Annotated in this window: 27 protein-coding genes and 3 pseudogenes; 13 read left to right on the top strand and 17 right to left on the bottom strand. The window is 72.6% G+C overall.

Features of this window, described 5'->3' with window-relative positions:
• Positions 1-18: 18 nt before the first annotated feature.
• Positions 19-1,005: a LysR family transcriptional regulator gene (locus tag MicB006_RS30125; RefSeq protein WP_073829696.1), complete on the top strand. Its 987-nt coding sequence runs from the start codon at positions 19-21 to the stop codon at positions 1,003-1,005.
• Positions 1,006-1,025: 20 nt separating this feature from the next.
• Positions 1,026-1,262 carry a hypothetical protein gene (locus MicB006_RS30120; RefSeq protein WP_043324442.1) on the top strand — a complete coding sequence of 79 codons (237 nt, stop codon included), beginning with the start codon at positions 1,026-1,028 and terminating at the stop codon, positions 1,260-1,262.
• 48 nt (positions 1,263-1,310) lie between these two features.
• Here MicB006_RS30120 and MicB006_RS30115 read toward each other — a convergent pair whose 3' ends face one another.
• The 3 genes from MicB006_RS30115 to MicB006_RS30110 all read right to left on the bottom strand — a co-directional run bounded on the left by MicB006_RS30115 (position 1,311) and on the right by MicB006_RS30110 (position 4,440).
• Positions 1,311-1,661: a DUF3140 domain-containing protein gene (locus tag MicB006_RS30115; protein ID WP_073829697.1), complete on the bottom strand. Its 351-nt coding sequence runs from the start codon at positions 1,659-1,661 to the stop codon at positions 1,311-1,313.
• Positions 1,661-1,828 (bottom strand): hypothetical protein, encoded by a 168-nt coding sequence (locus MicB006_RS32125; protein WP_192900162.1) that lies wholly within the window; start codon positions 1,826-1,828, stop codon positions 1,661-1,663. Before MicB006_RS32125 ends, MicB006_RS30115 begins: the two co-directional genes overlap by 1 nt.
• Positions 1,829-1,890: 62 nt before the next feature.
• Entirely contained in the window at positions 1,891-4,440 is a 2,550-nt protein-coding gene (locus tag MicB006_RS30110; protein ID WP_073830026.1) for an ATP-dependent Clp protease ATP-binding subunit, read from the bottom strand.
• A gap of 112 nt (positions 4,441-4,552) precedes the next feature.
• On the opposite strand from MicB006_RS30110, the gene MicB006_RS30105 reads away from it, so the two are divergent.
• The 5 genes from MicB006_RS30105 to MicB006_RS30085 all read left to right on the top strand — a co-directional run bounded on the left by MicB006_RS30105 (position 4,553) and on the right by MicB006_RS30085 (position 9,585).
• Entirely contained in the window at positions 4,553-4,930 is a 378-nt protein-coding gene (locus MicB006_RS30105) for a hypothetical protein (RefSeq protein ID WP_116510666.1), read from the top strand.
• A gap of 174 nt (positions 4,931-5,104) precedes the next feature.
• Positions 5,105-5,365, top strand: coding sequence for a hypothetical protein (locus MicB006_RS30100; RefSeq protein ID WP_116510664.1), 261 nt, complete (start codon positions 5,105-5,107; stop codon positions 5,363-5,365).
• An 8-nt stretch (positions 5,366-5,373) separates the two neighbouring features.
• The gene (locus MicB006_RS30095) at positions 5,374-6,252 is read left to right on the top strand and encodes a hypothetical protein (protein WP_073829699.1); all 879 of its coding nucleotides are present in this window, start codon (positions 5,374-5,376) and stop codon (positions 6,250-6,252) included.
• Entirely contained in the window at positions 6,245-8,917 is a 2,673-nt protein-coding gene (locus MicB006_RS30090; protein ID WP_116510662.1) for an FtsK/SpoIIIE domain-containing protein, read from the top strand. The genes MicB006_RS30095 and MicB006_RS30090 overlap by 8 nt, the downstream gene beginning before the upstream one ends.
• Positions 8,914-9,585: a hypothetical protein gene (locus MicB006_RS30085; RefSeq protein WP_116510660.1), complete on the top strand. Its 672-nt coding sequence runs from the start codon at positions 8,914-8,916 to the stop codon at positions 9,583-9,585. Before MicB006_RS30090 ends, MicB006_RS30085 begins: the two co-directional genes overlap by 4 nt.
• 55 nt (positions 9,586-9,640) lie before the next feature.
• Here MicB006_RS30085 and MicB006_RS30080 read toward each other — a convergent pair whose 3' ends face one another.
• Together MicB006_RS30080 and MicB006_RS30075 are read right to left on the bottom strand one after the other, a co-directional pair.
• Positions 9,641-10,915, bottom strand: a complete 1,275-nt coding sequence (locus MicB006_RS30080) for a cupin domain-containing protein (protein ID WP_116510658.1) — start codon at positions 10,913-10,915, stop codon at positions 9,641-9,643.
• Between the two features lie 6 nt (positions 10,916-10,921).
• Positions 10,922-11,170 (bottom strand): annotated as a pseudogene (locus MicB006_RS30075) (hypothetical protein); the annotation flags it as partial.
• A gap of 185 nt (positions 11,171-11,355) precedes the next feature.
• On the opposite strand from MicB006_RS30075, the gene MicB006_RS30070 reads away from it, so the two are divergent.
• Together MicB006_RS30070 and MicB006_RS30065 are read left to right on the top strand one after the other, a co-directional pair.
• Positions 11,356-12,099, top strand: a complete 744-nt coding sequence (locus tag MicB006_RS30070) for a PIG-L deacetylase family protein (RefSeq protein ID WP_116510655.1) — start codon at positions 11,356-11,358, stop codon at positions 12,097-12,099.
• 93 nt (positions 12,100-12,192) lie between these two features.
• Positions 12,193-13,035, top strand: a pseudogene (locus MicB006_RS30065) (IS5/IS1182 family transposase).
• 73 nt (positions 13,036-13,108) lie between these two features.
• On the opposite strand, the gene MicB006_RS32885 reads toward MicB006_RS30065, so the two are convergent.
• Positions 13,109-14,230, bottom strand: coding sequence for a reverse transcriptase domain-containing protein (locus tag MicB006_RS32885; protein WP_225980865.1), 1,122 nt, complete (start codon positions 14,228-14,230; stop codon positions 13,109-13,111).
• 570 nt (positions 14,231-14,800) lie between these two features.
• Positions 14,801-15,403 (bottom strand): SLATT domain-containing protein, encoded by a 603-nt coding sequence (locus tag MicB006_RS32880; protein ID WP_116510651.1) that lies wholly within the window; start codon positions 15,401-15,403, stop codon positions 14,801-14,803.
• A 150-nt stretch (positions 15,404-15,553) separates the two neighbouring features.
• Here MicB006_RS32880 and MicB006_RS32575 point away from each other — a divergent pair.
• Together MicB006_RS32575 and MicB006_RS30050 are read left to right on the top strand one after the other, a co-directional pair.
• Positions 15,554-16,080: pseudogene (locus tag MicB006_RS32575) on the top strand (transposase family protein); the annotation flags it as partial.
• 9 nt (positions 16,081-16,089) lie between these two features.
• On the top strand, positions 16,090-16,893 hold the full coding sequence (locus MicB006_RS30050) for a DUF72 domain-containing protein (protein WP_116510649.1): 804 nt from the start codon (positions 16,090-16,092) through the stop codon (positions 16,891-16,893).
• Here the strand turns inward: MicB006_RS30050 and MicB006_RS30045 are convergent.
• The 9 genes from MicB006_RS30045 to MicB006_RS30000 all read right to left on the bottom strand — a co-directional run bounded on the left by MicB006_RS30045 (position 16,883) and on the right by MicB006_RS30000 (position 22,814).
• Positions 16,883-17,311: a DUF2267 domain-containing protein gene (locus tag MicB006_RS30045; protein ID WP_069089812.1), complete on the bottom strand. Its 429-nt coding sequence runs from the start codon at positions 17,309-17,311 to the stop codon at positions 16,883-16,885. The genes MicB006_RS30050 and MicB006_RS30045 overlap by 11 nt on opposite strands.
• Positions 17,312-17,605: 294 nt before the next feature.
• Entirely contained in the window at positions 17,606-18,475 is an 870-nt protein-coding gene (locus MicB006_RS30035) for a DUF72 domain-containing protein (RefSeq protein ID WP_116510647.1), read from the bottom strand.
• A gap of 48 nt (positions 18,476-18,523) precedes the next feature.
• Positions 18,524-18,922, bottom strand: a complete 399-nt coding sequence (locus MicB006_RS30030) for a TraR/DksA C4-type zinc finger protein (protein ID WP_116510646.1) — start codon at positions 18,920-18,922, stop codon at positions 18,524-18,526.
• A gap of 183 nt (positions 18,923-19,105) precedes the next feature.
• A complete protein-coding gene (locus MicB006_RS30025) occupies positions 19,106-19,735 on the bottom strand; it encodes a uridine kinase (RefSeq protein ID WP_073829707.1) in 630 nt (209 codons plus the stop codon).
• A 95-nt stretch (positions 19,736-19,830) separates the two neighbouring features.
• Entirely contained in the window at positions 19,831-20,436 is a 606-nt protein-coding gene (locus MicB006_RS30020) for a winged helix-turn-helix domain-containing protein (protein WP_116510644.1), read from the bottom strand.
• A gap of 290 nt (positions 20,437-20,726) precedes the next feature.
• Complete coding sequence (locus tag MicB006_RS30015) at positions 20,727-21,293, bottom strand: winged helix-turn-helix domain-containing protein (protein ID WP_116510642.1); 567 nt, start codon at positions 21,291-21,293, stop codon at positions 20,727-20,729.
• A 52-nt stretch (positions 21,294-21,345) separates the two neighbouring features.
• Positions 21,346-21,840 (bottom strand): rhodanese-like domain-containing protein, encoded by a 495-nt coding sequence (locus tag MicB006_RS30010; protein WP_116511983.1) that lies wholly within the window; start codon positions 21,838-21,840, stop codon positions 21,346-21,348.
• 38 nt (positions 21,841-21,878) lie between these two features.
• Positions 21,879-22,331, bottom strand: coding sequence for a cysteine dioxygenase family protein (locus MicB006_RS30005; RefSeq protein WP_116510640.1), 453 nt, complete (start codon positions 22,329-22,331; stop codon positions 21,879-21,881).
• 105 nt (positions 22,332-22,436) lie between these two features.
• Positions 22,437-22,814, bottom strand: a complete 378-nt coding sequence (locus MicB006_RS30000; RefSeq protein WP_030504031.1) for a hypothetical protein — start codon at positions 22,812-22,814, stop codon at positions 22,437-22,439.
• A 70-nt stretch (positions 22,815-22,884) separates the two neighbouring features.
• Between MicB006_RS30000 and MicB006_RS29995 the strand changes: the two genes are divergently transcribed.
• A complete protein-coding gene (locus tag MicB006_RS29995) occupies positions 22,885-23,277 on the top strand; it encodes an ankyrin repeat domain-containing protein (protein ID WP_116510638.1) in 393 nt (130 codons plus the stop codon).
• A gap of 47 nt (positions 23,278-23,324) precedes the next feature.
• Positions 23,325-24,281: a DUF3500 domain-containing protein gene (locus MicB006_RS29990; RefSeq protein WP_370013519.1), complete on the top strand. Its 957-nt coding sequence runs from the start codon at positions 23,325-23,327 to the stop codon at positions 24,279-24,281.
• On the opposite strand, the gene MicB006_RS29985 is transcribed toward MicB006_RS29990, so the two are convergent.
• Entirely contained in the window at positions 24,259-25,011 is a 753-nt protein-coding gene (locus MicB006_RS29985) for a class I SAM-dependent methyltransferase (protein ID WP_073829713.1), read from the bottom strand. The two genes, MicB006_RS29990 and MicB006_RS29985, sit on opposite strands and share 23 nt — an antisense overlap.
• Positions 25,012-25,062 lie beyond the last annotated feature (51 nt).

The raw sequence follows: 25,062 nt of genomic DNA, 5'->3' as shown, positions 1-25,062 counted from the left end.
TGGTCCTACCGTCACGGTATGGATCTGGAGCTGCGACACCTGCGTGTGGTCTGCGCGATCGCGGAGACGGGAAGCGTGACCAAGGCCGCCTCGGCGCTCGGCCTGGCCCAGCCGGCGTTGACAGCCCAGCTTCAGCGGATCGAACGGGCGCTGGGCGGGCCACTGTTCGAACGGGACCGCCGCGGCGCCCGCCCGACCGCGCTGGGTGAGCTGGTGCTGGACCGGGCGCGGGTGCTGCTGCCGGCGATGAAGGGCCTGCGGGACGAGGCGGCCCGGATGGCCGGCGCGGGCGACCCGCTGCGCCGGTACCGCTTCGGCGGGGTGAACAGCCCGATCATGGGCCGGCTGGTGCACCGGCTCGCCGCCGAGCGGCCGGACGCGCAGATCACCACGTACTCCTCGTGGTCGGTGGACGAGCTGGCGCAGATGGTGGCCGGCGGCCGGCTCGACTTCGCCCTCACCGGGGTGTGCGGCGACTCGACGCCGTCGGCGGGGTTCGGGCTGAGCTGGCGGGAGGTGGCCGTGGAGCCGATCTGCGTGCTGCTGCCGCAGACCCACCCGCTGGCCGGTCGCGCCGAGATCGACCTGGTCGACCTCGGCCACGAGCGGTGGGTGGCCGCGCCGGGCGACGGCTGCTTCGGCGACTGCTTCGCCGCCGCGTGCGCCCGCGCCGGGTTCACCCCCAAGAAGGTGTACGAGGCGGACGTGCGGGCCGCCCTGGAGCTGGTGGACGCGGGCGAGGCGGTGGCGTTGTGCCAGGCCACGTTCCGGCCGGTCGCCGGGCTGGTCACGCGGCGGCTGGCCGGTTCGCCGCTGCGCTGGCGGCTGCTGCTCGGCTGGCATCCGGACGTGCCGGCCGCCGGGGTGGCCGACCCGGTGCTGGCGGCGGCGGTCGCGGCGTACACGGACGCGCTGGCCAACCACCCCGACTATCTGGGCTGGCTGCTGGCGCACCCGGAGTTCGGCGTGCAGCCGAACGGCACCGGCGGGGTGCGAATCGCCTGAACCCGGGTAACACCGGCGACATGACTGATCTGTACCCGGCCGCCGACCAGCGGGAGCTGCTGCGTCAGGCGGCCACCGCGCACACCACCGCCGCCGCCGAGGTGGAGGCGTTCCTGCGGCGGCTGCCGGAGGTGCCGGACCCGGCCGACGTCACCGAGTACGCCAACCTGCTCAGCCGTGCGGAGCGGGCCCGGGACGACCTGCTGGCCGCGGCGGACGCGGCCGGGCTGCGACTGCCCAGCCTGGAGTCGGAGTAGACGCCGGCGCCCGGGCGGGGTCACCCGCCCGGGCGCCGGCGTACCGGCTCAGCGTTCGATCAGCACGTCGTGACCGAGGTCGAGCAGGGCGTGCCGCCACTCGTCGTCGGCGTTGCCCCGGCGTGGCCGCTCGGCGGTCAGCTCCCGGATCCGGGTGATCGCCTCCTGCATCACCTCGATGTCCTCCGGCGTGAGGTCCACCTTGCGCTTGCGCAGCACGGCGAGGATCTGCCGCCCGGGTTCGGGCAGGTCGAGGTCCGGATTGGGGCCGAACGCCTCCTCGCCCGACCCGCGGGTCAGCAACCACTGCCGCAGCGTCTCGGACTCGACGTTCACCTCGGCGTGGAAGTCGTCCCAGATCACCTCGACCTCGGGGTCGAGTCGCGCCTCGCGTGCCATCACGCCTCCTCTGCCGGCGGCGGCCCGGGTGCCGCCTCGCCCTCGTTCGGTGTCTGCTGCCGCACGCCCTCCGGCGGTACCCGGACCCGGGACGGGTTCGCCGTCGGGGCCGCCTCGATCGGTTCACCGGCGGCGGTGTCGTCGCGGGATTCGTCAGGTTCGGTCATGCCCGTCCTCCGATCCTTCGGTGCCGAGGCGGTCCGTCCCGTGCGGGACGGACCGTCGCCGGTCATCGGGGATGAGACGTGGTGGCCGCCGCGTGCCCGCGTTCACCGGCGGTGACGTCGAAGACCAGCTGGCCGTCGCGGGTGTCGACGGTGACCTTCTGCCCCGGGGAGATCTCGTTCTCCAGCAGCATCCGGGACAGCCGGTTGTCGACCTCGCGCTGGATCACCCGGCGCAGCGGGCGGGCGCCGAACTCCGGCTGGTAGCCGTGCTCGGCGAGCCAGTCCACCCCGGCGGTGCTGAACTCGACCTGGATGTCCTGGGCGTGCATGCGGCGGCGGGTCTCCTCCAGCAGCAGACCGGTGATCTGGCGCAGCTGCTCGGCCTCCAGCCGCTGGAAGATGATCACCTCGTCGATGCGGTTGAGGAACTCCGGGCGGAAGTTCTCCTGGAGCCGGCGCATCAGCCGCTCCCGCAGCTCGTCGTTCTCCTGCTCGCCGGGCGCGCCGCTGGCGAAGCCGACGGTGCGCTGGGTGCCGGTGATCAGCTCCGAGCCGAGGTTGCTCGTCATGATCAGCACGGTGTTCTTGAAGTTCACCGTCCGGCCCTGGCTGTCGGTGAGCCGGCCGTCGTCGAGCACCTGGAGCAGGATGTTGAACACGTCCGGGTGCGCCTTCTCGATCTCGTCCAGCAGCACGACCGCGTACGGGCGGCGGCGGACCGCCTCGGTGAGCTGGCCGGCCTCCTCGTAGCCGACGTACCCGGGCGGCGCGCCCACCAGCCGGCTGACCGTGTGCCGCTCCTGGAACTCGCTCATGTCCACCCGGACCATCCGGTCCGCCTCGCCGAACAGCGCCTCGGCCAGCGCGCGGGCCAGCTCGGTCTTGCCGACGCCGGTCGGGCCGAGGAACAGGAAGCTGCCCATCGGCCGGTTCGGGTCGGCCAGCCCGGTACGGGAGCGGCGCACCGCCTCGGAGACGGCGCTGACCGCGTCGTCCTGGCCGATGATCTTCTCGTGCAGGTGCCCCTCCAGGCGCAGCAGCCGGTCGCGTTCCTCCTCGGTGAGCTGGGTGACCGGGATGCCGGTGGCCCGCGAGACCACCTCGGCGATCTCCGTCGGCCCCACCTCGGGCACGTGGTTGGGTGCCTCGTCGCCGCGGGCGCGGCGCACCTGGTCCTCCAGTTCGGCGAGCCGGTCACGCAGCGCGGAGGCCCGCTCGTACTGCTCGTCGGAGACCGCCTGCTCCTTGTCCCGGCGCGTGTCCTCGAGCTGCTGCTCCAGCTCGCGCACGTCCTCAGCCGGGGTACGCGTGCGCAGCCGGACCCGCGCCCCGGCCTGGTCGATCAGGTCGATCGCCTTGTCCGGCAGGAACCGGTCGGTGACGTACCGGTCGGACAGCTCACCGGCGGCGATCAGCGCCTCGTCGGTGAACCGGACCTGGTGGTGCGCCTCGTAGCGGTCGCGCAGCCCGCGCAGGATCGCGACGGTGTCCTCCACGCTCGGCTCGGGCACCAGCACCGGCTGGAACCGGCGGGCCAGCGCGGCGTCCTTCTCGATGCTGCGCCGGTACTCGTCGAGCGTGGTCGCGCCGATGACCCGCAGCTCGCCGCGCGCCAGGGCCGGCTTGAGCATGTTCGACGCGTCCATCCCGCCCTCGCTGCCGGCGCCGCCCGCCCCGACCAGCGTGTGGATCTCGTCCAGGAAGATGATCAGCTCGTCGCGGTGGGCGCGGATCTCGTCGATCACCTTCTTCAGGCGTTCCTCGAAGTCGCCCCGGTAGCGGGTGCCGGCGACCAGGCCGGACAGGTCGAGCTGGATCACCCGCTTGCCGATGAGCGTCTGCGGCACGTCGCCGTCGCAGATCCGCTCCGCCAGGCCCTCCACGATCGCGGTCTTGCCGACACCGGCCTCGCCGATCAGCACCGGGTTGTTCTTGGTCCGCCGGGACAGGATCTCCACCGCCTGCTCGATCTCGTCGGCGCGGCCGATCACCGGGTCGATCTGGTCCATCCGGGCCAGCTCGGTGAGGTCCTGGCCGTACTGGTCGAGGGTGGGGGTGCCGCGGTCCGGGCGCGGCTGGCCGGCCGCGCCCCGCTCGGCGCTGGCCGCCTGCAACGACTCCGGCTGGATCCGGCCGGCGGCGAGCATCCGGCCGGCCGGCGACTCCGGGTTCAGCGGCAGCGCCATCAGGATGTGCTCGGGGCCGATGTAGTTGGCGCCCATCGCGCGGGACAGCTGGTGCGCGTCCAGCAGCGCCCGCTTCGCGGCCGGGGTCAGCGACAGGTTCGGCGGCACCTCGCCCCGGGGCGCGCCCTCCCCCCGCCCGCCGAGCGCGTTGACGAGCGTGTCGGGGTCGGCGCCGGCCCGGCGTACCAGGTCCCGCAGCGGCTCGCGCTGCAACGCCGCCCAGAGCAGATGGTCGGTGTCCAGGTCGTTGCTGTGCTTCTGGGCGGCCCGGCGGGCCGCGTCGGCGAGCATCTCCCGGGCGTCGGCGGTCATCAGTCGGGTGATGTCGACCCGGTGCGCCGGTCGGCGTCCCCCCTCGCCCCGGCCGAAGTATCGGGCCAGGAACTCGTCCCAGGGGTCGTTGCCGAAGTCACCCGGTCCCATCATCATCGTCCTCCGCAGTCGGTCGGCACGACCGGTATCCGGCACGCGCGGCACGGTCGGCGGTGGCTACCCGGCGGTCGGCGCGACAAACGCGACCGGATGGCAGGCTGGGGGCATGGAGAGCAGGCCGCTGCTGGTCGTCGACGGCGCGAACGTGGTGGGCTCGCGCCCGGACGGCTGGTGGCGGGACCGGGCCGGCGCGGCGGCGCGGCTGCGCGACGCGCTGGCGTCCGTCGGGGAGGCGGGCGTGCCGCCGGAGCTGCCCCCGCCGGTGCGGGTGGTGCTGGTGGTGGAGGGCGCGGCCCGGCATGTCACCTCGGTGCCCGGGGTGGAGGTGGTGTCCGCGCCCGGCTCCGGCGACGACACGGTGGTCGATCTTGTCGCCGCCGCGCCGCAGCGTCGGCGGGTGGTGGTCACCGCCGACCGGGAGCTGCGCGAGCGGGTGACCGCGCTCGGCGCGGAGGTACGCGGCCCGCGCTGGCTGGGCCGCTAGATCATCCGGTTCCGTCCACGGGACCGGCAGGACCGCCGGCGGGACCGGCGGCGAGGTCTTCGCGCACGTCAGGGCGGGAACCGGACACGCGGGTCGCAACGGGTCGAGGGTGGATGTTCGTCCACTCGTTCCGATGGGTTGTAATGGAGATCTCTTTTGCCCCCAGGAGGTTCCGTGGCGAGCGTCGCCGAGCTGAAGGCCGCCATCGATGTCGCTCTCCAGCAGATCGGTGACGGCCAGACAGCGGTGCAGGCAGCGGGCGAGAAGCTGGCCGAGGCACAGCAGACCCTGGCCGGCGCGCTGGAGGGCAGCGGCCACGAGACCGTCGAGGCGGCCCAGGCCTCGCTGACACAGGCCAGCCAGGAGCTGGAGGAGTGCCTCGCCGCGACACTCGTCGCGGGCGAGCAGGCACAGCTCTACGTCGCGACGCTCTGAGGCCGGCCGTGTCCATCGTCGAGGACATCGGCGCGCAGGTCCGCGCCGCCGCCGAGGACCTGCCGCTGGCGCAGCTCGCCGCCGCGCTGGAGAAGCTCGGCCAGGCGCAGGAGCGGCTGCGCTGGGTGCGTCAGGAGTCGGCCGACCCGATGGGGGTGCCGGAGCTGTCCTCGGCCACCGAGCACGCCGAGACCGCCGGCTACGCGCTGCGCGTGGCGCAGGAGCAGCTCGCCGCGTACCTGGCCGCGATCGGGCTGGCCCCCGACGGCGCGCCACCACCCCCGCCGGGCGAGCGGCGGCCCCGGCACGACACGCCGCGCGGCGACGACCCGCCCGCCCCCGGCGCGGCCCCCGAGCCGGGCGAGCAGCCCGCGGTACGGCGCTGGTGGGCGGTGCGGGTGGCGGAGCTGACCGGCGGCCGGGAGGGGACGCCGGACGAGCCGGACGAGCGCGTCGGGGACTCCCGTGAGCTGCTGCGCCGGGTGGTCGCCGGGGTCCGCTCCGGTGACCGGGACCGGCTGCACCGCGAGCTGCGCGCCGCGCACGCCGACGTGGGGCTGGGGCTGGCCGCGATCGCCCCGCCGCTGCTGCGCGAGCTGGCCGGTGAGCTGCTCGGCCATCCGCCCCGCGCGGACGACCTGCCCCGGCTGCGCGGCGCGCTGGACTCCCGGGTCCGTGACCTGCTGCCCGGGCTGCCGCGGCCGGTGCTGGACACGCTGCTGACCCGGGTGTGCCGGATGCCCCCGCCGCGCCGCGACGACGACGCGGAGCAGCCGCACGCGGCCGACCCGGCGGTCACCGCCGGGGTGCTCACCGGGGTGCTGCTCGACCGGCTCGGCCGGGACCTGCCGAAGGACACCGACGAACGGGAGACGTCCCGTGGCTGACGTCCGCACGCAACTGGTGACGCGGGTCCGGGGGATGCTCTCCGAGGCCCTGGGCGCCACCCGTACCCGGCTCGCCGCCGCCGAGGCGGAGCTGACCGCGAGCCGGGAGCGGCTGGCGCGTACCCGCCGGGCCGCCGCCGCAGTGCCCGCCCGGGTGGGCGCGGCCCGCGACCGCCGCCTGGCCGAGATCGACGCCCGGCACACCGCCCGTCTGGCGGAGCTGGCCCGCCGGGCCGCCGCCGCGGCGCAGCGGGAGGCGCCCGGCGCGGCGTCCGCGCCCTGGGACCGCTGGCAGGCTACGCCCGCCGGCCGGGCCGAGCCGCCCGGCGCGTTGCGCGTGGGCACGGTACGCCTGGACGGCGCCGAGCCGGTGCCGGCGCTGGTCCCGCTCCTGGACGCCGGGCACGCGCATCTGGCCGGCGGCGACCGTGCCGGGCTGGCCACCGTGGTGCCCGCGCTGCTGCTGCGCTCGGTCGGCCGCGCCGACCCGGGCGCGGTGCGGCTGTACGGGTACGACCCGGAGCACCTGGGCGGCGGTCTGGCCGGGTTCGCCCCGCTCGGCACCGCCGGCCTGCTCACGTTCGTCGGGCCGGGTGGCCTCGGCCGGCTGCTGGACGACCTGGTGGAGCAGATCCGCCGGATCAACGCCACTGTGCTCGCCGGCGAGTACGGCTCGCTGCGCGCGCTGGCCGCCGCGACCGGACGCCGCCCGGAACCGTGGCGGGTGGCGGTGCTGCTCGGCGGCGACGAGCTGTCCCGGCACGAGCGCGGCCAGCTCGACCGGGTGGTACGCACCGGCGCGGCATGCGGCGTGCACCTGGTGGTCCGCGGCATCGAGCTGCCCGACGACCCGACAGTCGTCCGGATCGTGGTGGAGCCGGACGACGCCCGGGTGGCCGGGCTGCCGGTGGTGCTCGACGCGCCGCCGCCGCCCGCGCTGGTCACCGAGACCTGCCGTACTGTCGCCTCCCGGGTCGCCGCCGGCCCGCCCCCGACGCCCTTCACCGACCTGCTGCCGCCGCCGGACGAGTACTGGCGGGAGGACTCGGCGCACGGGCTCAGCGCGCCGGTCGGCGAGGGCCCGCACGGGCGGCAGGTGCTGCTCACGCTCGGCGACTACCCGCCGCACGCGTTGATCGGCGGCCCGTCCGGCACCGGCAAGACCAATCTGATCTTCGCCTGGATCGGCGCGCTCGCGGCCCGCTACTCCCCCGCCGAGCTGGAGTTCTATCTGCTGGACTTCAAGGAGGGCGTCTCCTTCGCCCGGTTCGCGCAGGGCCGCCGCGATCCGAGCTGGCTGCCGCACATGCGGCTGGTCGGCATCAACGTCAACACCGACCGGGAGTTCGGCCTGGCGCTGCTGCGCTTCCTCGCCGAGGAGCTGCGCCGGCGCGCCGACGCGGCGAAGAAGCACGAGGTCACGAAGCTCGCCGAGCTGCGTGCGGTGGACCCGGACGGGCACTGGCCGCGCATCGTGGCGGTGGTGGACGAGTTCCAGGCGCTGCTCGCCGGCCGGGACGTGGTCGCCCGGGAGGCCGCCGACCTGCTGGAGGACCTGGCCCGGCGGGGCCGGTCGCAGGGCATCCACCTGGTGCTCGCCTCGCAGGACGTGCGCGGCATCGAGGCGCTGTGGGGGCGGCCCGCGCTGGTCGCCCAGTTCACGCTGCGGATCGCGCTGCCGAAGGCGCTGCGCATCCTGGCCGAACGCAACGACGCGGCCCAGTCGCTGCCCCGGCACCACGCGGTCATCAACGCCGAGTCGGGCCTGGCCGAGGGGAACGAGGTGGCCCGCATCCCGTCGGCCAGCGACTGGGAGACGTGGAGCGAGCTTCAGCACCGGTTGTGGCGGATGCGCCCGCAGGACGCCGCGCCGGCCCGGCTCTTCGACGGCGACGCGATCCCGAAGCTGGCCGACGCGCCGGACTTCCGCTCGCTGACCGCGCCGGAGCAGGGCGTCCCACGCAACCCGGTGGCGCTGCTCGGCGAGATCATCGACGTGCAGTCCCGTTCGGCGGCGCTGCGGCTGCCCCGGGCCCCGGGCCGCAACCTGGCGGTGCTGGGCACCCGGGTGGACGAGGCGTGCGCGGTGCTCGACGCCGCCGCCCGCTCGCTGGCCCGGCAGTACCAGCCCGGCGCGGCCCGCTTCTCCATCGCCTGCCTGGACCCGGACGCCGACCCGGCCGCCCGTGCCCTGTACGAGGACCTGGCCGGGGACGCCTCCTGGTACGACGAGGAGACCGTGCCGGAGCTGATGTCCGAGGTGGGCGACGGACTGGGCGCGCCGGGCGCGTCGCGTACCCCGCACTTCCTGCTGCTGTACGCGGTGGACGCGGCCGCGGCGGCGCTGGCCGGCAAGGCCGGTACGCGGACCGGGCTGGAGCAGCTGCGCCGGATCCTGCACGACGGGCCGGAACGGCGCACGCACGTGCTGGCCTGGTGGCGGGGCGTGGCCCGGATGCGCGTCGACCTGGGCGGCGCGGGCGCGCGCACGGACCAGATCGGCGCCTGGGTGGCGCTCGACGTGCAGGGCGGTGAGCTGGGCTCCTCGCTGTATCCGGGCAGCGGCGGGCCGGACTGGTATCCCCGGCCGTGGCGCGGTCTCTACTTCGACCGGGCGGTGCACCGCACCGGACAGGTGATCATCCCTTATGGTCCCTCCCGATGAACGAACCGGTTACCAGTGAGACGTACCACGCGCACATCCGGCGGCTCGCCGAGCTGACCGCCCGGGTGTCCGCCCAGCGGGCCGAGGCGCACACCTGGTACGCGCAGCAGGTGGCCGCCGCCGACCGGGCGGTGGCCGAGGCGGCCGAGCAGGTCCGGCAGGCCGAGGCCGAGGTGGCCGAGGCGTCCCGGATGGTGGAGCGCGTCGACGGCGAGGCCACTCACCTGTGGACGCAGTTGCGGGCCCGGCTCGGTGTCGGCGCCCGGCGGCTGGGTGACCCGCCCGGCCCGGTACGCGGCGCCGCCGGTGACCCGGTGCCGCTGCTGCGCGCGGTCCGAGAGCTGCTGGAGCGCACCGGGGCGCCGGGCGAGCTGCCCGGTTCGGTGAACCCGCTGCTCGTCGCGTGCGGGATCGGCGGCGCGCTGGTGGCGTACGCGCTGGGGGTGGCGGCGCGGGCCCTCGCGGCCGGTTCCAGCGGTGACCTGGCGGTGGGCCTGCCGGTGCTGGCGCTCGTGGTGACGCTGCTCGGCCCGGTGATCGGGCTGGCGCCGGCCCGCCTGCTGGCCGACCGGCGGCACGCGGTGCTGACACCGCGCCCGATGATCCTGGTGGCCGTCTCCGGCCTGGTCACGACCGTCCTGCTGCTCACGGTGACCTACACCCGCTGACCGTCGGCGGCGCGACACGCCGTCGCGCCGCCGGTCCGCCTCATGATCGCGCCGGTCAGGCGGGGACGAGGACCGCCTCCTTGAGGAGGCGGCGGGCCAGCACCAGGCGGTCGTCGTCGTCGTCGAGGCCGGGCAGGTCACCGACCCTCGTCACCTCGCCGGTGAGCAGGGCGCGCAGCGCCGCCTCGCAGGTGCCGGGCAGGGTGAGCGTCCGGTCGGGCACCCGCAGCGTCACCCGTCCGTCGGCGGCCGGGACGAGCTGCCAGCGCAGCCCGCCGCGCACCGCGACCTCGCTGTCCGGGCTCAGCCGGGCCAGCGCCTGCGCCTGGGCCAGCGGCCGGATCGGCGCCGGCCGGGCGGCCGGCCAGACCCGCGCGCGCAGCCGGTCGGCCACCGCCGCCGGGTCGGCGCGCAGCAGCCAGTCGCGCAGCGCCTCGACCGTCTCGGTCAGCTCCGGCTCGATCGCGTCCGGGTCGGCCAGGTCCAGCCCGAACGGCAGGCTCGCGCGCAGCCGCGCGTCCTCGGCGGCGAGCGCGAGCAGTTCCTCGACCACCGCGTACCGGGTCAGCGCCCGGATGCCCACTGTCAGGTGCAGTGAGCTGGACTCCTGGGCCTGGGCGCTGTGCAGCCAGCCGCGCGGCAGGTAGAGCGCGTCGCCCGGTTCGAGCACCACGTCCAGCTCGGGGCGACCGTCGGCGGTGGCGGACACCTCGTCGGCCCGGCCGCCCCAGGGCTGGCGCTCCAGCGGGTCGGCCAGCACCGGCGGGTGGATGCGCCAGTGCTTGCGCCCGTCGACCTGGAGCACGAACACGTCGTGGGTGTCGTAGTGGGTGGCGAAGCCCTGGCTGCCGGCCGGGGTCAGGTAGGCGTTCACCTGCAACGGCTGGGCCAGCGCCACGCCCAGGTCGCGGGCGAAGTCGACGAGCGCCGGCCAGGTGCGGTGCAGGCCCTGCAACACGAGCGTGGCGCCGTCGGCGTAGAGCGCCAGCACCTTGTCGTCGAGCACCTGGTCGCCGATCTCGGCGCCCGCGCCACCGCCGCCGGTGTAGCGCGCCGCCGGCACGAGCTGGCCGTCCTTCGCGACCCGCAGGAACGGGGTACGCAGACCGCGGCGGCTGAGCAGCTCGTCGGCGTCGGCGGGGCTGAGCAGGTCGGTGAAGCCGTACGCGTTGGGCAGCTCCGCGGCGCGGGACAGCAGCGGGCTGCGCCCCCAGTGGTCGGCGGCGAACTTGGCCGGCTCCACTGCCACGCACCGGGCCAGCGCCTCGGTGGCGGAAAGCGGAACCGCCGGGCGGCCGTGGCCACCCGGCGGGTCGACGTGCGTGCTCATGTGTCAGGCGCTGCCGTCGGCGCCGCCGTCGTGCTGACCCGGGGTCGCGCCGCCGTCGGCCGGGCCCTCCGCGCCGCCGTCCGCGCCACCGTCGTGCTGACCCGGGGTCGCGCCGCCGTCAGCGGGGCCCTCCGCGCCGCCGTCCGCGCCGCCGTCCGCGCCACCGTCGTGCTGACCCGGGGTGGCACCGCCGTCGGCGGGGCCCTCCAGGCCGCTGCCGCCGCTGCTCTGGATGTCGTCGTCGTTCAATGCCATGGGTGCTCCCTCGGTGTGCCGCCCCGCGTGGTGCCGGGGTCCGTGTGCAGCGGGTGGTACCCCACGCCCGATCGTCTCTAACCACACGGTAGACGCCCGGACGCCGCCGTACGGACGGTTCGCGGGGCAAGCGGCCGGGACGGGTGGGTGCCAGGATGGCGGGAGGACGACGCGAGGAGGCGCACGTGACGCAGCCGGAGCCGCTCACCCCACTGGCCGAGGACTGGCAGCGGGCGCTCGCAGTGGTGGCGCACCCCGACGACCTGGAGTTCGGCGCCGCCGCCGCGGTGGCGCGCTGGACCGCCCAGGGCAAGGAGGTGGTGTACTGCCTGCTGACCAGCGGTGAGGCGGGCATCGACGGGATGGCGCCGGAGCGCGCCCGGGTGGTGCGCGAGGAGGAGCAACGCGCCTCCGCCGCCGTGGTCGGGGTGCCCGTGGTCGAGTTCCTCGGCCTGCCCGACGGGCTGCTGGAGTACGGCGTGCCGCTGCGCCGGGCCATCGCCGCCGTGGTGCGCCGGCACCGGCCGGACGTGGTGCTGACGAACAACTTCCGGGAGACCTGGGACGGGGCGTACGCGCTGAACCAGGCCGACCACATCGCCTGCGGCCGGGCCACGCTGGACGCGGTCCGCGACGCCGGCAACCGGTGGATCTTCCCGGAGCAGCTCACCGACGGCACGCAGCCGTGGTCGCGGGTCCGCGAGGTGTGGGCGGCCGGGTCGCCGGCAGCCCGGCACGGGGTGGACGTGACCGACACGTTCGACAAGGGCGTGGCGTCGCTGCGGGCGCACGGGGCGTACCTGAGCGGGCTCGGCGACGGCGGTTTCGACGCCGAGGAGTTCCTGGAGGGCATGGCCCGCCCGGCCGGGAGCCGGCTCGGCTCGCGGTTCGGTGCCACGTTCGAGGTGTTCCAGATCAACCTCCAGTGAACCCATTTCGTCGTAATCGTGCAGCTCACGGCAAGTGTGAGTTACCGGAGATCGATGAAGGTCGAGGCTCCAGGTGAACAGCAGCCGATCAAGATCCGATGCCCCAACCGGGAGACTGGCCCTGTTGTCTTACACTCCACGATTCCGCTGTCCGGTCGAACCCCGAGCCACCTCGCCGAGTGCATGCGCGGCCACCGTCGGCAGCGTCGATCCCGATGGCGGCGCCTTCACCCTGATCAGGGCCCTGCTCACCCTCGCCCACTTGCCCAGCGGCGGACACCTACACGCGCCGCCGCCGGATTCGACGTTGGCGGTCGCCACCGCTTGGCGCTACGTCCGCGAGCTATCGACCTGCTCACCGCACCGGCCGACGATACTGGCTACCGCGACGGATTGCATCCGCAAGCTGGCATACGCGCTCCTCGACGGCAGGCTGATCCCGATCGACTGGGTCGCCTACCAAGGCCCTACTACTCCGGCCGCGAGCAAAGCGGCACGGCGTAGACTGCAGGTCATCGCGGACGCTGCCGTCGCCTGGCGGGCATCGGCGCTGCCTGGCACGCCATTCATGACCTGAGCGCCGCCCGCATATGCGGCATAATCACGCGCCGAGTACCGGCGATCTGATGACGCTCCCGGACAAGGGCTACCAAGAATCCGACGGGAGTCTGCGCGCACCGTTCAAACGTCATCACTGCCGGTCGAAGCTGCCCATTGGCAGAAGGCCGTCAAACGCACACATGCCCATGTCTGAGCCCGCGAGGAGCGCGCCACGCCACGCTCAAGACCTGGAGGCTCCTGCGCTACTGTCCCCGCCGCGCGACTGCGATCGTGCACGCCATCCTCGTCCTGCACCATGTCGAGGCTAGCCGCTACTCAGGATGGAAACGGCTCAAAGGTATCGTCCCGACAACTGCCCAACCTGCAATCCCATAACGGGAACAAGCCCTTCGAGATAATCGCCGAGCTCGTAGAGTTAATTTCTTCGACGACCTAAATCTGCGGAGTGCTAATAGATTCCCCGCGGCCGTTCGGTGACCCGCGTTCCATGCAGCTCCGTCGCCCTGCGAACCACGCGCGCCATCCGGGTCGCGCTCGGAACACTCATGTTCAGACGGGCAGATGTGCGCTTGGAGTAAACAACTTGACTGCTAAGCTCGTGAACAGGGATGTCCCACGGAGTACACGGCCCCACATAGCCAGCCTTTCGCAGAAGAAAGGCGCGACGTCTCAGCGCAAACCAAATCTGTCGGCGAAGCCACTTGTCCAGAGCTTGCCAGTTTTCGTCATCAGTCACGACAGGATGCCTAGCTACGAATCCTGTCAAGTGGGTAAGAGGCACGTAACCCGAACGAGAAAATCGGTGAACCTGTGACTCGCTCAGGCCACCGTAAAAGAGGCGTCGCAGCTGCGATAGCAAGGTCAGATAGTCCCGGTCCAAGCCATCGGCCAGCCGTGCTAGATCTTGCGTTCCGGATAGTGGTTGCCTTAAAAGATTTGCATAGATTAGCTCCGAGACTCGTCGCCGAATTTCGCGCTCGGGTCGCCTTGCGAGCCCTACACTTCGCAGCGAGATTCGATGACTAAGGAATTCGACCGAGTCTACATCTCGAATTTCCGACCTGCCGATTACGCCTCGCGGAGATAGAATTTGCAGTCCTCTACTCTTGGACTTACTGATGCCGACTCCAGAGTCATTTGACCATTCGAAGAGCATGTCCACCCCGGCCCTGACGGCCGCGTAGTCGGCGCCCCAGAGCAGGATGTCATCAGAGAACCTTGCGAATCCAACGTTTAGTCGCTCGAGAGATCGGTCTAGGGGTGACAGCGCTATGCCAGACAAAAAGAGGCTTATAGAGGTTCCTTGAGGAAATCCGCTGGGGTGACCAGTGTTGGCAGCCTGCAGGAACGCCTCGATTATTAGCCGCTCCCGCGGCGTCATGCGCAAATTCAGCACCTGCATTTGCGAGAAGAGGTACCGATGCCCTACCGACCCAAAGTAATCTTGTAGGTCAAATTCAGCCACAAACAGGCGAGGATGGTCACGCCACTCACCTGAGATGTAAGAGATAGCATCGAAAACATTTATGTCTGCACGGTATGCGTACGATCGACCGCTTAGCGCGCCCATGTTCTTGCTCATCAGCGACCTGTATGCTCGTCGCGAAAGAGCTTCATCGGGAATACCAAACGACGTTATCTTCCTTGATCCACCGTGTGGCTTTATGACCTCAAAGACGTAAGGGGCAGCTACCTCGTACCTCTTGCCTTTGAGTGATTGACTGATTCCATGAGCATAAACATCTGCGCGAGATCTGACTACGAAAGGGTCGAAATCTTTCCGGAACGACCAGGATGTGGGCTTCGAGTATGAGGTTCTTGGCACGGCAACGTTCGTTCTACGCGCTTCGCGTTGCACTTCGTCGTAGTGCCTTTTGGCAGCCCGCTCGAACGACAATGACCTGAATGCGTAATTGCGCATGGTTGCAAAATCTCCACCTCGCCGAACAACAGAGCGCCCTGGTGTGTGGCTGGTCGAACCCTGAAAGAGTTGCATTCGCATGCAGATCAGAGATGGCGTTCACCAATGATCTAAAGGACGGTTGCGCCGTCCAGCTCCGGGCCAAGGCCTACGCTCTCTTGAGCGATGACGCCTAGCATACCGGATGAGATTCACAAGGTCTACCCCTTATTGCAAAGCCTAGGGCCAGAAAGCAACGACGGCCTGCGCCGCAAGTGCTACGGGGGCGAGGACTGCGAGCCAAGGCATCCAGGTTAGGGCGACAGATGCAAGAATGTGGCAACGCTCGATTACGCTCGGCCTAGTCGTTGGAGCGAATTGTGATCGAGCGCGTAAGTAATCAGCGGTGGTATGGTTCTCGCTTTCATCAAGCAGGTCATCGTACTCCGAGCTCAACTTCTCCAGTGTTTCCCAGGTGCGTCGAGTAGGGTCACTTGCCACCCTCTCCGCACGCGCCGAGAGACGTTGCACCTTGCGGTAATTCTGAAACATATTTCGACTTCGAGCAGCATACCCCATGGATGATGATGTTACCGACCCAGCAAAAGTTAGCATTGCAATGAACAGCCAGAGGACGTCGCCGTTAGGCCCATAGAGGTCCCTGTCCCTTAGCATGCCACCTGCCGCAATCAGGCTTGACAATGATAGCGCTACAACAAGACCATTCACTGCCCTCGACCTGGCCTCTAGACGCTTACATGCCTCAAGCCGAGATTTATAGGTTTCATAGGCTCGCTTTTCAAGCTTGGCCAGCCCTTGACCCCAGACGTCAGGACTACTCATGCGTTCCCCCAACGTTTATTGACCAATAGCTAGCGCGGTGCCCCAGGTGTGGAGCCTAGCCAATCGAAACCGGGTCGACAACAGCCGGTTCTGACCCTGTCGACGAGACCGCGCCGGAACGATTTTGGCCTGATCGGCCGTATTTGAGAGTCGGCAGCCGTCAAGGACCTGGCCACCGCCATGGAACGGATCCGCCGGCTGGGGTACGCGATCTGAACGACACCCCGATTCCGATCGACCGGGTTGCTGGCCCAGCGGCCGCAGTCTGGGAAAGCAAGCACCGCGGCGTGAACGGGCAAGTCATCGCCGATGCCTGGGCCAGCTCGTCTGAGCGTTACCTGCGCTGCCCGGTTCTACCCATGACCTGACCGCGGCCAGGATCCACGGCATCATTGACAGGTGACCATGGCAGGCGAGATGACCTTCGCTGATGAGGGGTATCAAGTGCCTCGCGGCAGCGTACGCACTCTGTTCAAGCGGTCCCGCCCGGTCCAAGCTGTCACACCGGCAGAAGGCCGTAAACCGCGCCCGCGGCGAACGCGCGATCATCACCTCAAGGCCTGGAGGATCCTGGCCAGACTGCGTTGCTCCCCCGGCGAACGACCTCGATCCTCCGGGCCGTCCTCGTCTGCATGCCATCAAGACCGCCGCTTCGCAACATGGAAAGACCTCAGTAGGGCGCGGCGATGATTCTGGTCGGCACGTCGGGCTGGCAGTACCGGGACTGGCGGGAGCGGTTCTACCCGGCCGGGCTGCCGCAGCGGCGCTGGCTGGAGCACTTCGCCTCGCGGTTCGCCACGGTCGAGGTGAACAACGCGTTCTACCGGCTGCCCGAGCGGGTCACGTTCGTCGCGTGGCGGGAACGTACGCCCGAGGACTTCTGTGTGGCGGTGAAGATGAGCCGCTACCTGACCCACGTCAAGCGACTGCGCGACCCGGCCGAGCCGGTGGCCCGGTTCCTGGACCGGGCGGCCGGACTGGGCGACCGGCTCGGGCCGGTGCTGGTGCAGCTGCCGCCGACGCTGCGCGCCGACCCGGACGCGCTGGCCGACGTGCTGCGCCGCTTCCCGGCCGACGTCCGGGTGGCGGTCGAGCCGCGGCATCCGTCGTGGTGGACCGACGACACGAGGCGGGTGCTGGAACGGCACCGGGCCGCGCTGGTCTGGGCCGACCGGCTCAGCCGGCCGATCACGCCGCTGTGGCGCACCGCCGACTTCGGCTACCTGCGGCTGCACGAGGGCCGGGCGCGCCCGTGGCCCCGCTACGGCCGGGCCGCGCTGGCCGGCTGGACGCGCCGGCTCGCCGAGGCGTTCGGCGACGGCGAGCCGGCGTACGTGTACTTCAACAACGACCCGGGCGGCGCGGCGATCGTCGACGCCGTCGCGTTCGCCGGGCTGGCCCGGCGGGCCGGGCTGCCGGTGTCCCGGACGCCGACGGCCCGCCCCGCCGAGGGGGCGGGACGGACCGGTCCGGGCCGGGTCAGGGAATGAGCTGACGCAGATCCTTCGGCATGGTGGACTTCACGTCCTGCCACTCACCCTGGGTGACGTGCCGGCGCAACGTGTCCAGCACGACCTGCACCACCCGCTGCGCGCCGCCTTCGACGTCGTACGGGAAGCCCTGGCGCACCTCGTAGAGGAAGTCGTCCCGGTTCAGCTTGATCGGCACGTTCTCCGGCTGCCAGCCGTCGAAGTAGATGCCGCGCACCAGCACCGGCAACTGCTGGGCGAACTCGACGCTCTCCTGCACCGGCATCCGGTCCCGCAGCAGGTGCAGCACCGTACGCAGCGCGGCGTAGGACTGGTTGCGCTGGTCCTTCGGCCAGCCGTACGCGGACTCGATCTCCTTGAGGATCACGTTCGTCTTGTCCAGCGAGGACTCGAACGCGGACAACAGCTGTTCGGCCATCGGGATCACCCCCGGGTTTCGGTCTCCCAGCGTCGGTCTTCGGCACGGCGCGGCGGTCCGCTGGGTCCCCGCCACAACCGGGTCGGACTGAACCGGCCGGGCCGTTCGGCCCGCCGAGGCGCCTCGGAGCTGCCGACCACGTGCAGTACGCCACCGCGGCGTCGATCCGCCACCACCCGTACCGTCATGACCCACCTCCTCGTCGCGGCGCCTCCGCCCGGCCGGCGGAGCGCGTCCACACTCATGCTGTGCCGCGGGCGGGTGAGCCGGCCTCACCCTGAGAGGGTGAGCCGCTCAGGCGTCCAGCAGGTCGACGAGCGTACGGGCGTTGCGCTGGGCGTAGTCCCGGTAGCAGTTGTTCATCAGGACGTGGGTCTGTTCGGCCTCGCCGGCCAGCTCGCGCAGTTTCGGCGCCCAGTCGCGCAGTTCGCGCTTGGAATAGTCGTAGCCGAACTTCTCGTGGATGTCCTTGCTCGTCCACTTGTCGCTGTGCCCGTGGAAGCGCACCACCGCGAGGTCCGCGGTGGCCGCCAGCACCGGGGGGATGGACGACTTGTGCCCCTGCGGCATGTCCACGCACACGAACGGCAGCGCGTGCTCGCGCAGGAAACCCAGTGTCTCCTCGGCGTTGTCACCGTCGAACCAGGAGGCGTGCCGGAACTCGAAGACCGGGCGCAGCGGCGCGCACCGGCGTGCCACCTCCAGCAGATACTGCTTGTTGTCCCGCTTGATGGTGAACCAGGGCGGGAACTGGAACAGCAGCGCGCCCAGCTTGCCCGCCTCGACGAGCGGGTCCAGGGCGGACAGGAACCGCGTCCAGACCTCCTCGTACGCCTGCGCGGGCAGGTCGTCCGGGTAGACGTTGCGCTTGTCCGTGTCCGGGCGCAGGTCCTTGTAGAGCGCGGAGACGCGGGTGGGATGGCCGGTCAGCAGGCTGAACGCCTTGACGTTGAACGTGAACCCGGCCGGTGTCCGCTCGGCCCACAGCCGGGCGGTGCGCTCGGCCGGCGGCGAGTAGTAGGTGGCGTCCACCTCGACCAGCGGGAACTGCCGGGCGTAGTAGGACAGCCGGCGCTCCGGCGTGTCGGCGCTGTCCGGATACCAGCCGGAGTCCAGCAGGGTCCGGTCGGTCCACGAGGCGGTGCCCACCTTGATCTCACCCATGGTGGGAGTTCATCGCGTCGGCGGACCGACCGGCAACCCGGACGGCGTTCAGGCCGCCCGCCGCTCCCGGGTCTGCTTGCAGGCCACGCAGGAGGTGGCGGACGGGAAGATCTCCAGCCGCTCCACCGGGATCGGGGCGGTGCAGCCCTCGCAGAAGCCGTAGGTGCCCTCGTCCAGGCGGGTCAGCGCGTGCTCGAACTGCGCCCGCCGCTCCAGGATGGTGCGCAGCAGGGACTGCGCCGTGTCGCGCTCGGCGGTCTTGGTGCCGCTGTCGGCCTGGTCGTCGCCGGCGGTGTCGCCGACCTCGACCAGCCGCAGCACGTGGCTCTGCGCCAGCGTGTGCTCGTACTCGGCGGTCAGCTCGTCGTACCGCGACCGCAGGGACTGCCGGATCTGGTCGGCCTCCGCCTGGTAGCGGCCGGTGGCTGTCGTGTCGTGGACGAGCATCGCTGCCTGCCTTTCCTACGTCCTCATACCGGAACGGGGCGGCCGGCGCCCCGGACCCCGGTCCGACTGTGAAAGCGCGGGCGACGAGATCACCCGTGCTCTGTGAGCCGGGCGATTACCCCCGCCCACCGCAGGCCAAACCGGCTGTTTCCTGAGTGTTTCCGGTGAGTCCGGAACCGCTGGTCAGGCCGCCTCGACGAGCGCCGGGCGGCGGGGGTCGTCGGCCCGGACCACCACGTCGGCGAAGGACGTGGGGACCACCTCGTCGGCGTAGCGGGCGAAGGCGGGCAGCGTCCAGCGCAGCGCCGGGTCGGTACGCCGCGCCAGCGCCGCCGGGGACAGCACGAGATGGACCGTGACGTCGAACGGCAACGCGCCGCCGAGCAGCAGCGCGCCGCTGACCAGGACCACCCCGCCGGGCGGCAGATCCACGTACGCGGCCCGGCTGGCCCGGTCGGCGGCGGCGTCCCAGAGCGACGGCAGCAGCCGGCCCGAGCCGTCCGGGCCGGCCGGGTCGAGCACCTCGCGGCGCAGCCCGGGCTCGTCGAGCCAGCCTTCGTAGTACGCGTCGGGGTTGGTGCGGCCGTGCTCCAGCCGGACCGAGGCGGGGCGGAGGAAGTCGTCGGCGCGTACGTGCAGCACCGGCCGGCCGGCGGCGCGCAGCGGATCGACGAGGGCTTCGGCGAGCGCGTCCGGGCCGGCGGCGGGCGGGCCGTCGACGGCGACCCGCAGCCGGCCGGGCGTCCCGGTGCTGACGAGACGCCCGGCCAGCTCCGTGACGAGCCGGTCGGGGCTGATCGGGCGGACACGCATCGGACCATCGTGCCGCGCGGGCGGGCGGGTCACCACATGGATCGTCCGGGCGGTCGGGGCTCCGTCCGGCGGCGATCGGCGCGTGGTGGCCCGGGTCAGCCGGTGCGGTCGATGGTCACGCGGGCGTCGTCGGCGAGCCGGTAGCCGACGCCGTAGACGGTGGTGACCAGCGGTACGTCCACGCCGACCTTGCCGCGCAGCCGGCGGACGTGCACGTCGACGGTGCGGACGCCGGCGTGCTCGTACCCCCAGACGGCGTTGAGCAGTTGCAGCCGGGTGAACACCCGGCGCGGGTGGGCGACCAGGTGCAGCAGCAGGTCGAACTCCAGGCGGGTCAGCGGCAGCGGCTCGCCGTCGCGCAGCACCGACCGGGACGCGGCCAGGATGTGCAGGGTCGTGATGGTCGGGGCCAGCGGCCGGGACGGCGCGCGGCCGGACGGCACGGCGTCGGGCCGGCGCTCGCCCGGCACGGCGGCGGTGACCACCGCGTCGCCGCGTTCGAGCATCTCGCGGGCGGCGTCGAGCAGCCGGCGCGCGGCCGGGGTGAGCGACTCCTCACAGGCCAGTGGGATGGTCAGCGTGACGGTGAGCATGGGCGCGGCGGTGTTGGCGGGACGACGCTGGCCACCGGGGGGACGACCGGGGACCGCGGGTTGGGACGTATGCCATCCGGCGCGCGACGAGGCGGGGCTGACCGACATGGTCCTCCTTGGGCTGGTCCGGGTATCTCCCCACGGCCCGGGACGCCGCCTCATCGATGCTTCCCGGCGTCTCTGCGAGGGTCAAGAGGCGGCTGCGTTGCATGAATGTGACATTTGACGAACACATCGGAGCCGTGCGCTCGCTCTGCGTGCGAGGCCCGTTGATTACAGCAGAGCGCCGTTTCGGGACGGTACGGGGGGTCTCCCCGGCGGTTCACAATGGCGGATGCGTCCTGAACGTGAACGCGGCGCACCCGTCGTCGGGTGCGCCGCGTGCGGGCCGGGGCAGGTCAGGCGTCGCGGTCCACGGTGATCGCGGCGTCGTCGGCGAGGCGGTAGCCGACGCCGTAGACGGTGGTGACCAGCGGTGTGTCCGGCCCGAACTTGGCCCGCAGCCGGCGGACGTGGACGTCGACAGTGCGCGCCACCGCGTGCTCGTAGCCCCAGACGTTGGCGAGCAGTTGCAGCCGGGTGAACACCCGGCGGGGGTGCTCGGCGAGGAAGAGCAGCAGGTCGTACTCGATCCGGGTGAGCGTGATCTCGGTGTCGCCGAGCCGGACCCGGCGGGTGCCGGTGAGGATGCGCAGGCCGCCGGCGGCCGGCGGCGGCGCGGTGGCGGGGCGGCGCAGGTCGAACACGGTACGGGCGGCCCGGTGCTCGTCCGGGCCGACCACCGCCTCGCCGGAGGCGGCCAGTTCGTCCAGCAGCTCGGCCAGGCGGGCCAGGCCCGGCGTCAGCGGGCCGCTGCCCAGGTCGAGGGTGATGGTCACGGTCGGCGCGGTACGCGGCCGGGGCGGCGCCGCCCGGTCGGGGCGGCCCGATCGGGCCGGACGGGTGGTGAGGGCGACGACGGACATGGGAGCCTCCTGTGCGGGCGGTCGCCCCGCCCCGCCGGTCGTGGCGGGACGGTCAGCGGAGCGCCCCTCCGGCGGTGACCGGGGGCGCGGCGGACGAGGGTCGGGTCGGCGGGGTGGGACCGAGCGTGGGCAGGCCGGCGATGTGCCAGGCGGCGAAGCCGCCGACGACGTCGGTGGCGCGGCGCAGGCCGATGTCCTGGAGCGCGGCAGCGGCCAGCGACGAGGTGTAGCCCTCCTGGCAGAGCACGATCACCGGGACGTCGTAGTCGACCGCCTGCGGCAGGCGGGCGGCGCAGCGCGGGTCGAAGCGCCACTCCAGCACGTTGCGCTCGACGACGAGCGCGCCGGGCACCGTGCCCTGTGCGGCACGCTGGGCGGCCGGGCGGATGTCCACCAGCAGCGCGCCGGTCCGGCACGCCAGGTGCGCCTGTTCCGGGTCGAGGCGGCGCAGGCGGGCCCGGACGGCGGCGAGGATCTCGTCGATGCCCCGCGAGCCGGGTGGCGGGACCGGACAGCGCTCGGTCGCGGTGGTGGGGGTCTGCGCCATCGTGGCGTCCTTCCGTTCGTCGGGGTTGCGGGGGCGGGTCACCAGGCCACGCCGGCTTCGGCCACCTCGGCGACCTGGAGCCGGCCGGCGACGAGGTGGTAGCGGGTCATCCGGGTCAGCGCCGGCCGGTACACGTGCACGCTCACGGCGGGCTCGTCGCCGTGGTTGGTGACCTGGTGCACGTGCCGGGCGCCGAAGCGCCGGCCGGTCCCGGCGGCGAGGCGGTGCGGGCGCAGCCGCGCGCCGCTGACCGTCTCCTCGGTGAGCACGCCGGCCACGACCAGGAAGGCGCCGGCGCAGCCGCCGTGGTCGTGCAGGCCGGTGCCCTGTCCGGGCAGCCAGCTCAGCGCCCACACCTCGTGCTCGTCGCCGGCGTCCAGGCGGGCGTACCACCGCTCGGACGCGTCGAAGCGCAGCGGCACCGGCCAGCGGGCGGGGTCGGCCCAGCGGGCGGCAACGGCAAGCAGATCGGCGGGAACGGTGCTGGTCATCGGCGGGGCGTCCTCACGGTGCGGAGCGGATGTGCCCCACCAGCCTAGACGGTAAAGCCTATAGGTTTAGTAGGTAATACCAGATGCTGGGACGCGGGGCGCGGCTCAGCGGCGGACCGGCGGGTCCACCCGGTACCCGGGTACCGACGGCCAGCGGACGGTGAGCACCGTGGACTCCCGCTCCGCGTACCAGGAGTGGTCCACGCCCCGGCCCCACACCACGTAGTCGCCGGGCGCGCGCAGCACCACCGTGCGATCCGGCAGCTCGATCCGGAACGCCCCGCTGATCAGCACCAGCAGGGCGGTACGCCGCTCACCGGTGGCCCACCGGGACCGGCTCTCCCCCGCCGGGTGCACGCCCCACTTGACCTCCACGTCGGTGCTGTGCCGCACGTCGCCGGCCGGCTTGAAGTGGCCCAGCAGCCAGCCCGCGTCGGTCGCGCCGTCCACCGCCGCGTTGCCGACGTACACCCGATCGTCCATGTGCGCGCCTCCCGTGCCCGGCTGCGCAAGCTACCAGGCACGTCCGGCCACGACGCCATAGCCTGGGCGGATGCCCGACGAACTCGACGACGAGACCATCGCCTTCGCCCACCGGATGTTCGACCTGGCCCGGGCCGGCGCCACCGAGGAGCTGGCGGCCAACGTGGACGCCGGGCTGCCGGTCAACCTCACCAACGCCAAGGGCGACACGCTGCTGATCCTCGCCGCGTACCACGCCCACCCGGACACCGTGACCGCGCTGCTCGCCCGGGGCGCCGACCCCGCCCGGGTGAACGACAGGGGGCAGACCGCGCTCGCCGCGGCGGTGTTCCGGCGCCAGGAGGCGGCGGTCCGCGCGCTGCTGCACGCCGGCGCCGACCCGGACCACGGCGGCCCGTCGGCTGTCGAGACCGCCCGGTTCTTCGAACTGCCCGACATGCTGGCGCTGCTCGGCCGCGAGTGAGCCCCAGGCGGTATACAGAGACGGTGGAGGATCCCGTACCCGAGCGGATGCGCACGGCCGCGGCGGCGTTCCTGGCCGCGCTGGACGAGCCCGCCCGCGACGCCGCCCGGCACGCCTTCGACGACGAGCCGGCCCGGCGGTGGCTGGAGTACCGGCCGCGGCCGCGGCCCGGCGTCGCGCTCGACGGCCTGGACGTCACCGCGCGCAAGGCCGCACACCGGCTGCTCGCCACCGCGCTCAGCCCGGCCGCGTACGCGCAGGCCATGACCGTGATGGCCCTGGCAGAGGTGCTCGACCGGGCCGAGGGATGGCGGCGCGGGCGGCACAGCGACGACTACTGGGTGGCCGTCTTCGGCGACCCGGACCGCGACGACAGCTGGGCCTGGCGGTTCGAGGGACACCACCTGTCGGTGAGCATGACAGTCGCCGACGACCAGGTCTCCCCCGCGCCGGTCTTCCTCGGCGCCAACCCGGCCACCGTCCGGCACGCCGGCCGCCCGGTGACCCGGCCGCTCGGCCCGGAGGAGGACCTGGCCCGGGAGCTGCTCGACGCGCTCGGTCCGGGCGGCCGGTCCGCCGCGATCGTCGCCGACGAGGCGCCCGCCGACATCATCAGCGCCACCCGGGCCACCGCGCCGGGACGGCTCGACCCGCTCGGCGTACCCCGGGGGCGGCTCGGACCGACCGGCCGGGCGCTGCTCGACCGGCTGGTCGCCCTCTACCTGGATCGGCTCCCGCCGGAGCTGGCGGCCCGGGAGGCCGCCCGGCTCGACGGCGGCGAGCTGCACTTCGCCTGGGCCGGCCCGGTCGAGCCGGGCCGGCGGCACTACTACCGGGTGCAGGGCGAGGACCTGCTCATCGAGTACGACAACACCGCCGACGACGGCAACCACGCGCACACCGTGCTGCGCCGCCCGGCCGGGGACTTCGGCGCCGACGTGCTGGCCGCGCACCACGCCGCCGCGCACCGGCCCGGCCCGCTCAGTCCCGGCGCGCCTCGATGAGGAAACGGCGGGCGTACGCGACGAACGGCCCCTCGGACCGGATCCGCTCGTCCAGGCGGCGCAACTCGTCCCGGTAGCGGTCCACAGTGAAGCCGGGCACCGTCCAGACCACCTTGCGCAGGAACCAGACCACCGCGCCGATGTCGTGGAAGACGGCACGCAGCGTGGCCTCACGCAGGTCGACCACCGTCAGCCCGGCGGCCCGCGCGTCGGCGACCGCCGCCTCCGGGTGGCGGTGCTCCGGCGGCGGCAGCGGCCCGAGGACGGCCTCGCTGAGCTCCCGCATCGTGCCGGGGCCGATCTGCTGGGACAGGTAGGCGCCGCCGGGTCGCAGCACCCGGGCCACCTCGTCCCACCAGGTGTGCACCGGATGACGGCTCACGACCAGGTCGAAGGCGGCGTCCCGGAACGGCAGCGGCGGGCGGTCGCCCACCCGCACCACGGACGCGCCGAGCGGGCGCAGGTGGCGCCGGGCCACCGGCACGTTCGGCGGCCACGCCTCGGTGGCGACCAGCAGCGGCGGCGGCACGGGCACCTCGGCCAGCACCTCTCCCCCGCCGGTGTCGATGTCCAGCGCCGCCCTCACGGCGGCCATCCGCTCGCCGACCAGTCGCGCGTACCCCCAGGGCGGGCGCTCCTCGGTGGCGCGGCCGCGCAGCCAGTCGAAGCCCCAGCCCTCGACCGGCGCCGCCTCGGCTTCGGCTACCAGTTCCTCGAACGTGCCGACCATGCCCGCGAGCCTGCCGCCCGTCGGCGGCCACGGCAACGCATTTCGGCCGGG

Origin of the sequence: Micromonospora sp. B006, assembly GCF_003408515.1 — a bacterium.
Taxonomy (GTDB): domain Bacteria; phylum Actinomycetota; class Actinomycetes; order Mycobacteriales; family Micromonosporaceae; genus Micromonospora; species Micromonospora echinospora_A.
Note: the sequence above shows the minus strand (reverse complement) of the source record. Positions and strands in the feature narration are given on the sequence as shown.

What these genes read in the sequence shown, in the direction of transcription:
- MicB006_RS30125 (WP_073829696.1), top strand. Translation starts at nt 19, where the DNA reads ATGGATCTGGAGCTGCGACACCTGCGTGTGGTCTGCGCGATCGCGGAG.
- MicB006_RS30120 (WP_043324442.1), top strand. Translation starts at nt 1,026, where the DNA reads ATGACTGATCTGTACCCGGCCGCCGACCAGCGGGAGCTGCTGCGTCAG.
- MicB006_RS30115 (WP_073829697.1), bottom strand. Translation starts at nt 1,661, where the DNA reads ATGGCACGCGAGGCGCGACTCGACCCCGAGGTCGAGGTGATCTGGGAC.
- MicB006_RS32125 (WP_192900162.1), bottom strand. Translation starts at nt 1,828, where the DNA reads ATGACCGAACCTGACGAATCCCGCGACGACACCGCCGCCGGTGAACCG.
- MicB006_RS30110 (WP_073830026.1), bottom strand. Translation starts at nt 4,440, where the DNA reads ATGATGGGACCGGGTGACTTCGGCAACGACCCCTGGGACGAGTTCCTG.
- MicB006_RS30105 (WP_116510666.1), top strand. Translation starts at nt 4,553, where the DNA reads ATGGAGAGCAGGCCGCTGCTGGTCGTCGACGGCGCGAACGTGGTGGGC.
- MicB006_RS30085 (WP_116510660.1), top strand. Translation starts at nt 8,914, where the DNA reads ATGAACGAACCGGTTACCAGTGAGACGTACCACGCGCACATCCGGCGG.
- MicB006_RS30080 (WP_116510658.1), bottom strand. Translation starts at nt 10,915, where the DNA reads ATGAGCACGCACGTCGACCCGCCGGGTGGCCACGGCCGCCCGGCGGTT.
- MicB006_RS32885 (WP_225980865.1), bottom strand. Translation starts at nt 14,230, where the DNA reads ATGGGCGCGCTAAGCGGTCGATCGTACGCATACCGTGCAGACATAAAT.
- MicB006_RS32880 (WP_116510651.1), bottom strand. Translation starts at nt 15,403, where the DNA reads ATGAGTAGTCCTGACGTCTGGGGTCAAGGGCTGGCCAAGCTTGAAAAG.
- MicB006_RS30050 (WP_116510649.1), top strand. Translation starts at nt 16,090, where the DNA reads ATGATTCTGGTCGGCACGTCGGGCTGGCAGTACCGGGACTGGCGGGAG.
- MicB006_RS30045 (WP_069089812.1), bottom strand. Translation starts at nt 17,311, where the DNA reads ATGGCCGAACAGCTGTTGTCCGCGTTCGAGTCCTCGCTGGACAAGACG.
- MicB006_RS30035 (WP_116510647.1), bottom strand. Translation starts at nt 18,475, where the DNA reads ATGGGTGAGATCAAGGTGGGCACCGCCTCGTGGACCGACCGGACCCTG.
- MicB006_RS30030 (WP_116510646.1), bottom strand. Translation starts at nt 18,922, where the DNA reads ATGCTCGTCCACGACACGACAGCCACCGGCCGCTACCAGGCGGAGGCC.
- MicB006_RS30025 (WP_073829707.1), bottom strand. Translation starts at nt 19,735, where the DNA reads ATGCGTGTCCGCCCGATCAGCCCCGACCGGCTCGTCACGGAGCTGGCC.
- MicB006_RS30020 (WP_116510644.1), bottom strand. Translation starts at nt 20,436, where the DNA reads ATGTCGGTCAGCCCCGCCTCGTCGCGCGCCGGATGGCATACGTCCCAA.
- MicB006_RS30015 (WP_116510642.1), bottom strand. Translation starts at nt 21,293, where the DNA reads ATGTCCGTCGTCGCCCTCACCACCCGTCCGGCCCGATCGGGCCGCCCC.
- MicB006_RS30010 (WP_116511983.1), bottom strand. Translation starts at nt 21,840, where the DNA reads ATGGCGCAGACCCCCACCACCGCGACCGAGCGCTGTCCGGTCCCGCCA.
- MicB006_RS30005 (WP_116510640.1), bottom strand. Translation starts at nt 22,331, where the DNA reads ATGACCAGCACCGTTCCCGCCGATCTGCTTGCCGTTGCCGCCCGCTGG.
- MicB006_RS30000 (WP_030504031.1), bottom strand. Translation starts at nt 22,814, where the DNA reads ATGGACGATCGGGTGTACGTCGGCAACGCGGCGGTGGACGGCGCGACC.
- MicB006_RS29995 (WP_116510638.1), top strand. Translation starts at nt 22,885, where the DNA reads ATGCCCGACGAACTCGACGACGAGACCATCGCCTTCGCCCACCGGATG.
- MicB006_RS29990 (WP_370013519.1), top strand. Translation starts at nt 23,325, where the DNA reads ATGCGCACGGCCGCGGCGGCGTTCCTGGCCGCGCTGGACGAGCCCGCC.
- MicB006_RS29985 (WP_073829713.1), bottom strand. Translation starts at nt 25,011, where the DNA reads ATGGTCGGCACGTTCGAGGAACTGGTAGCCGAAGCCGAGGCGGCGCCG.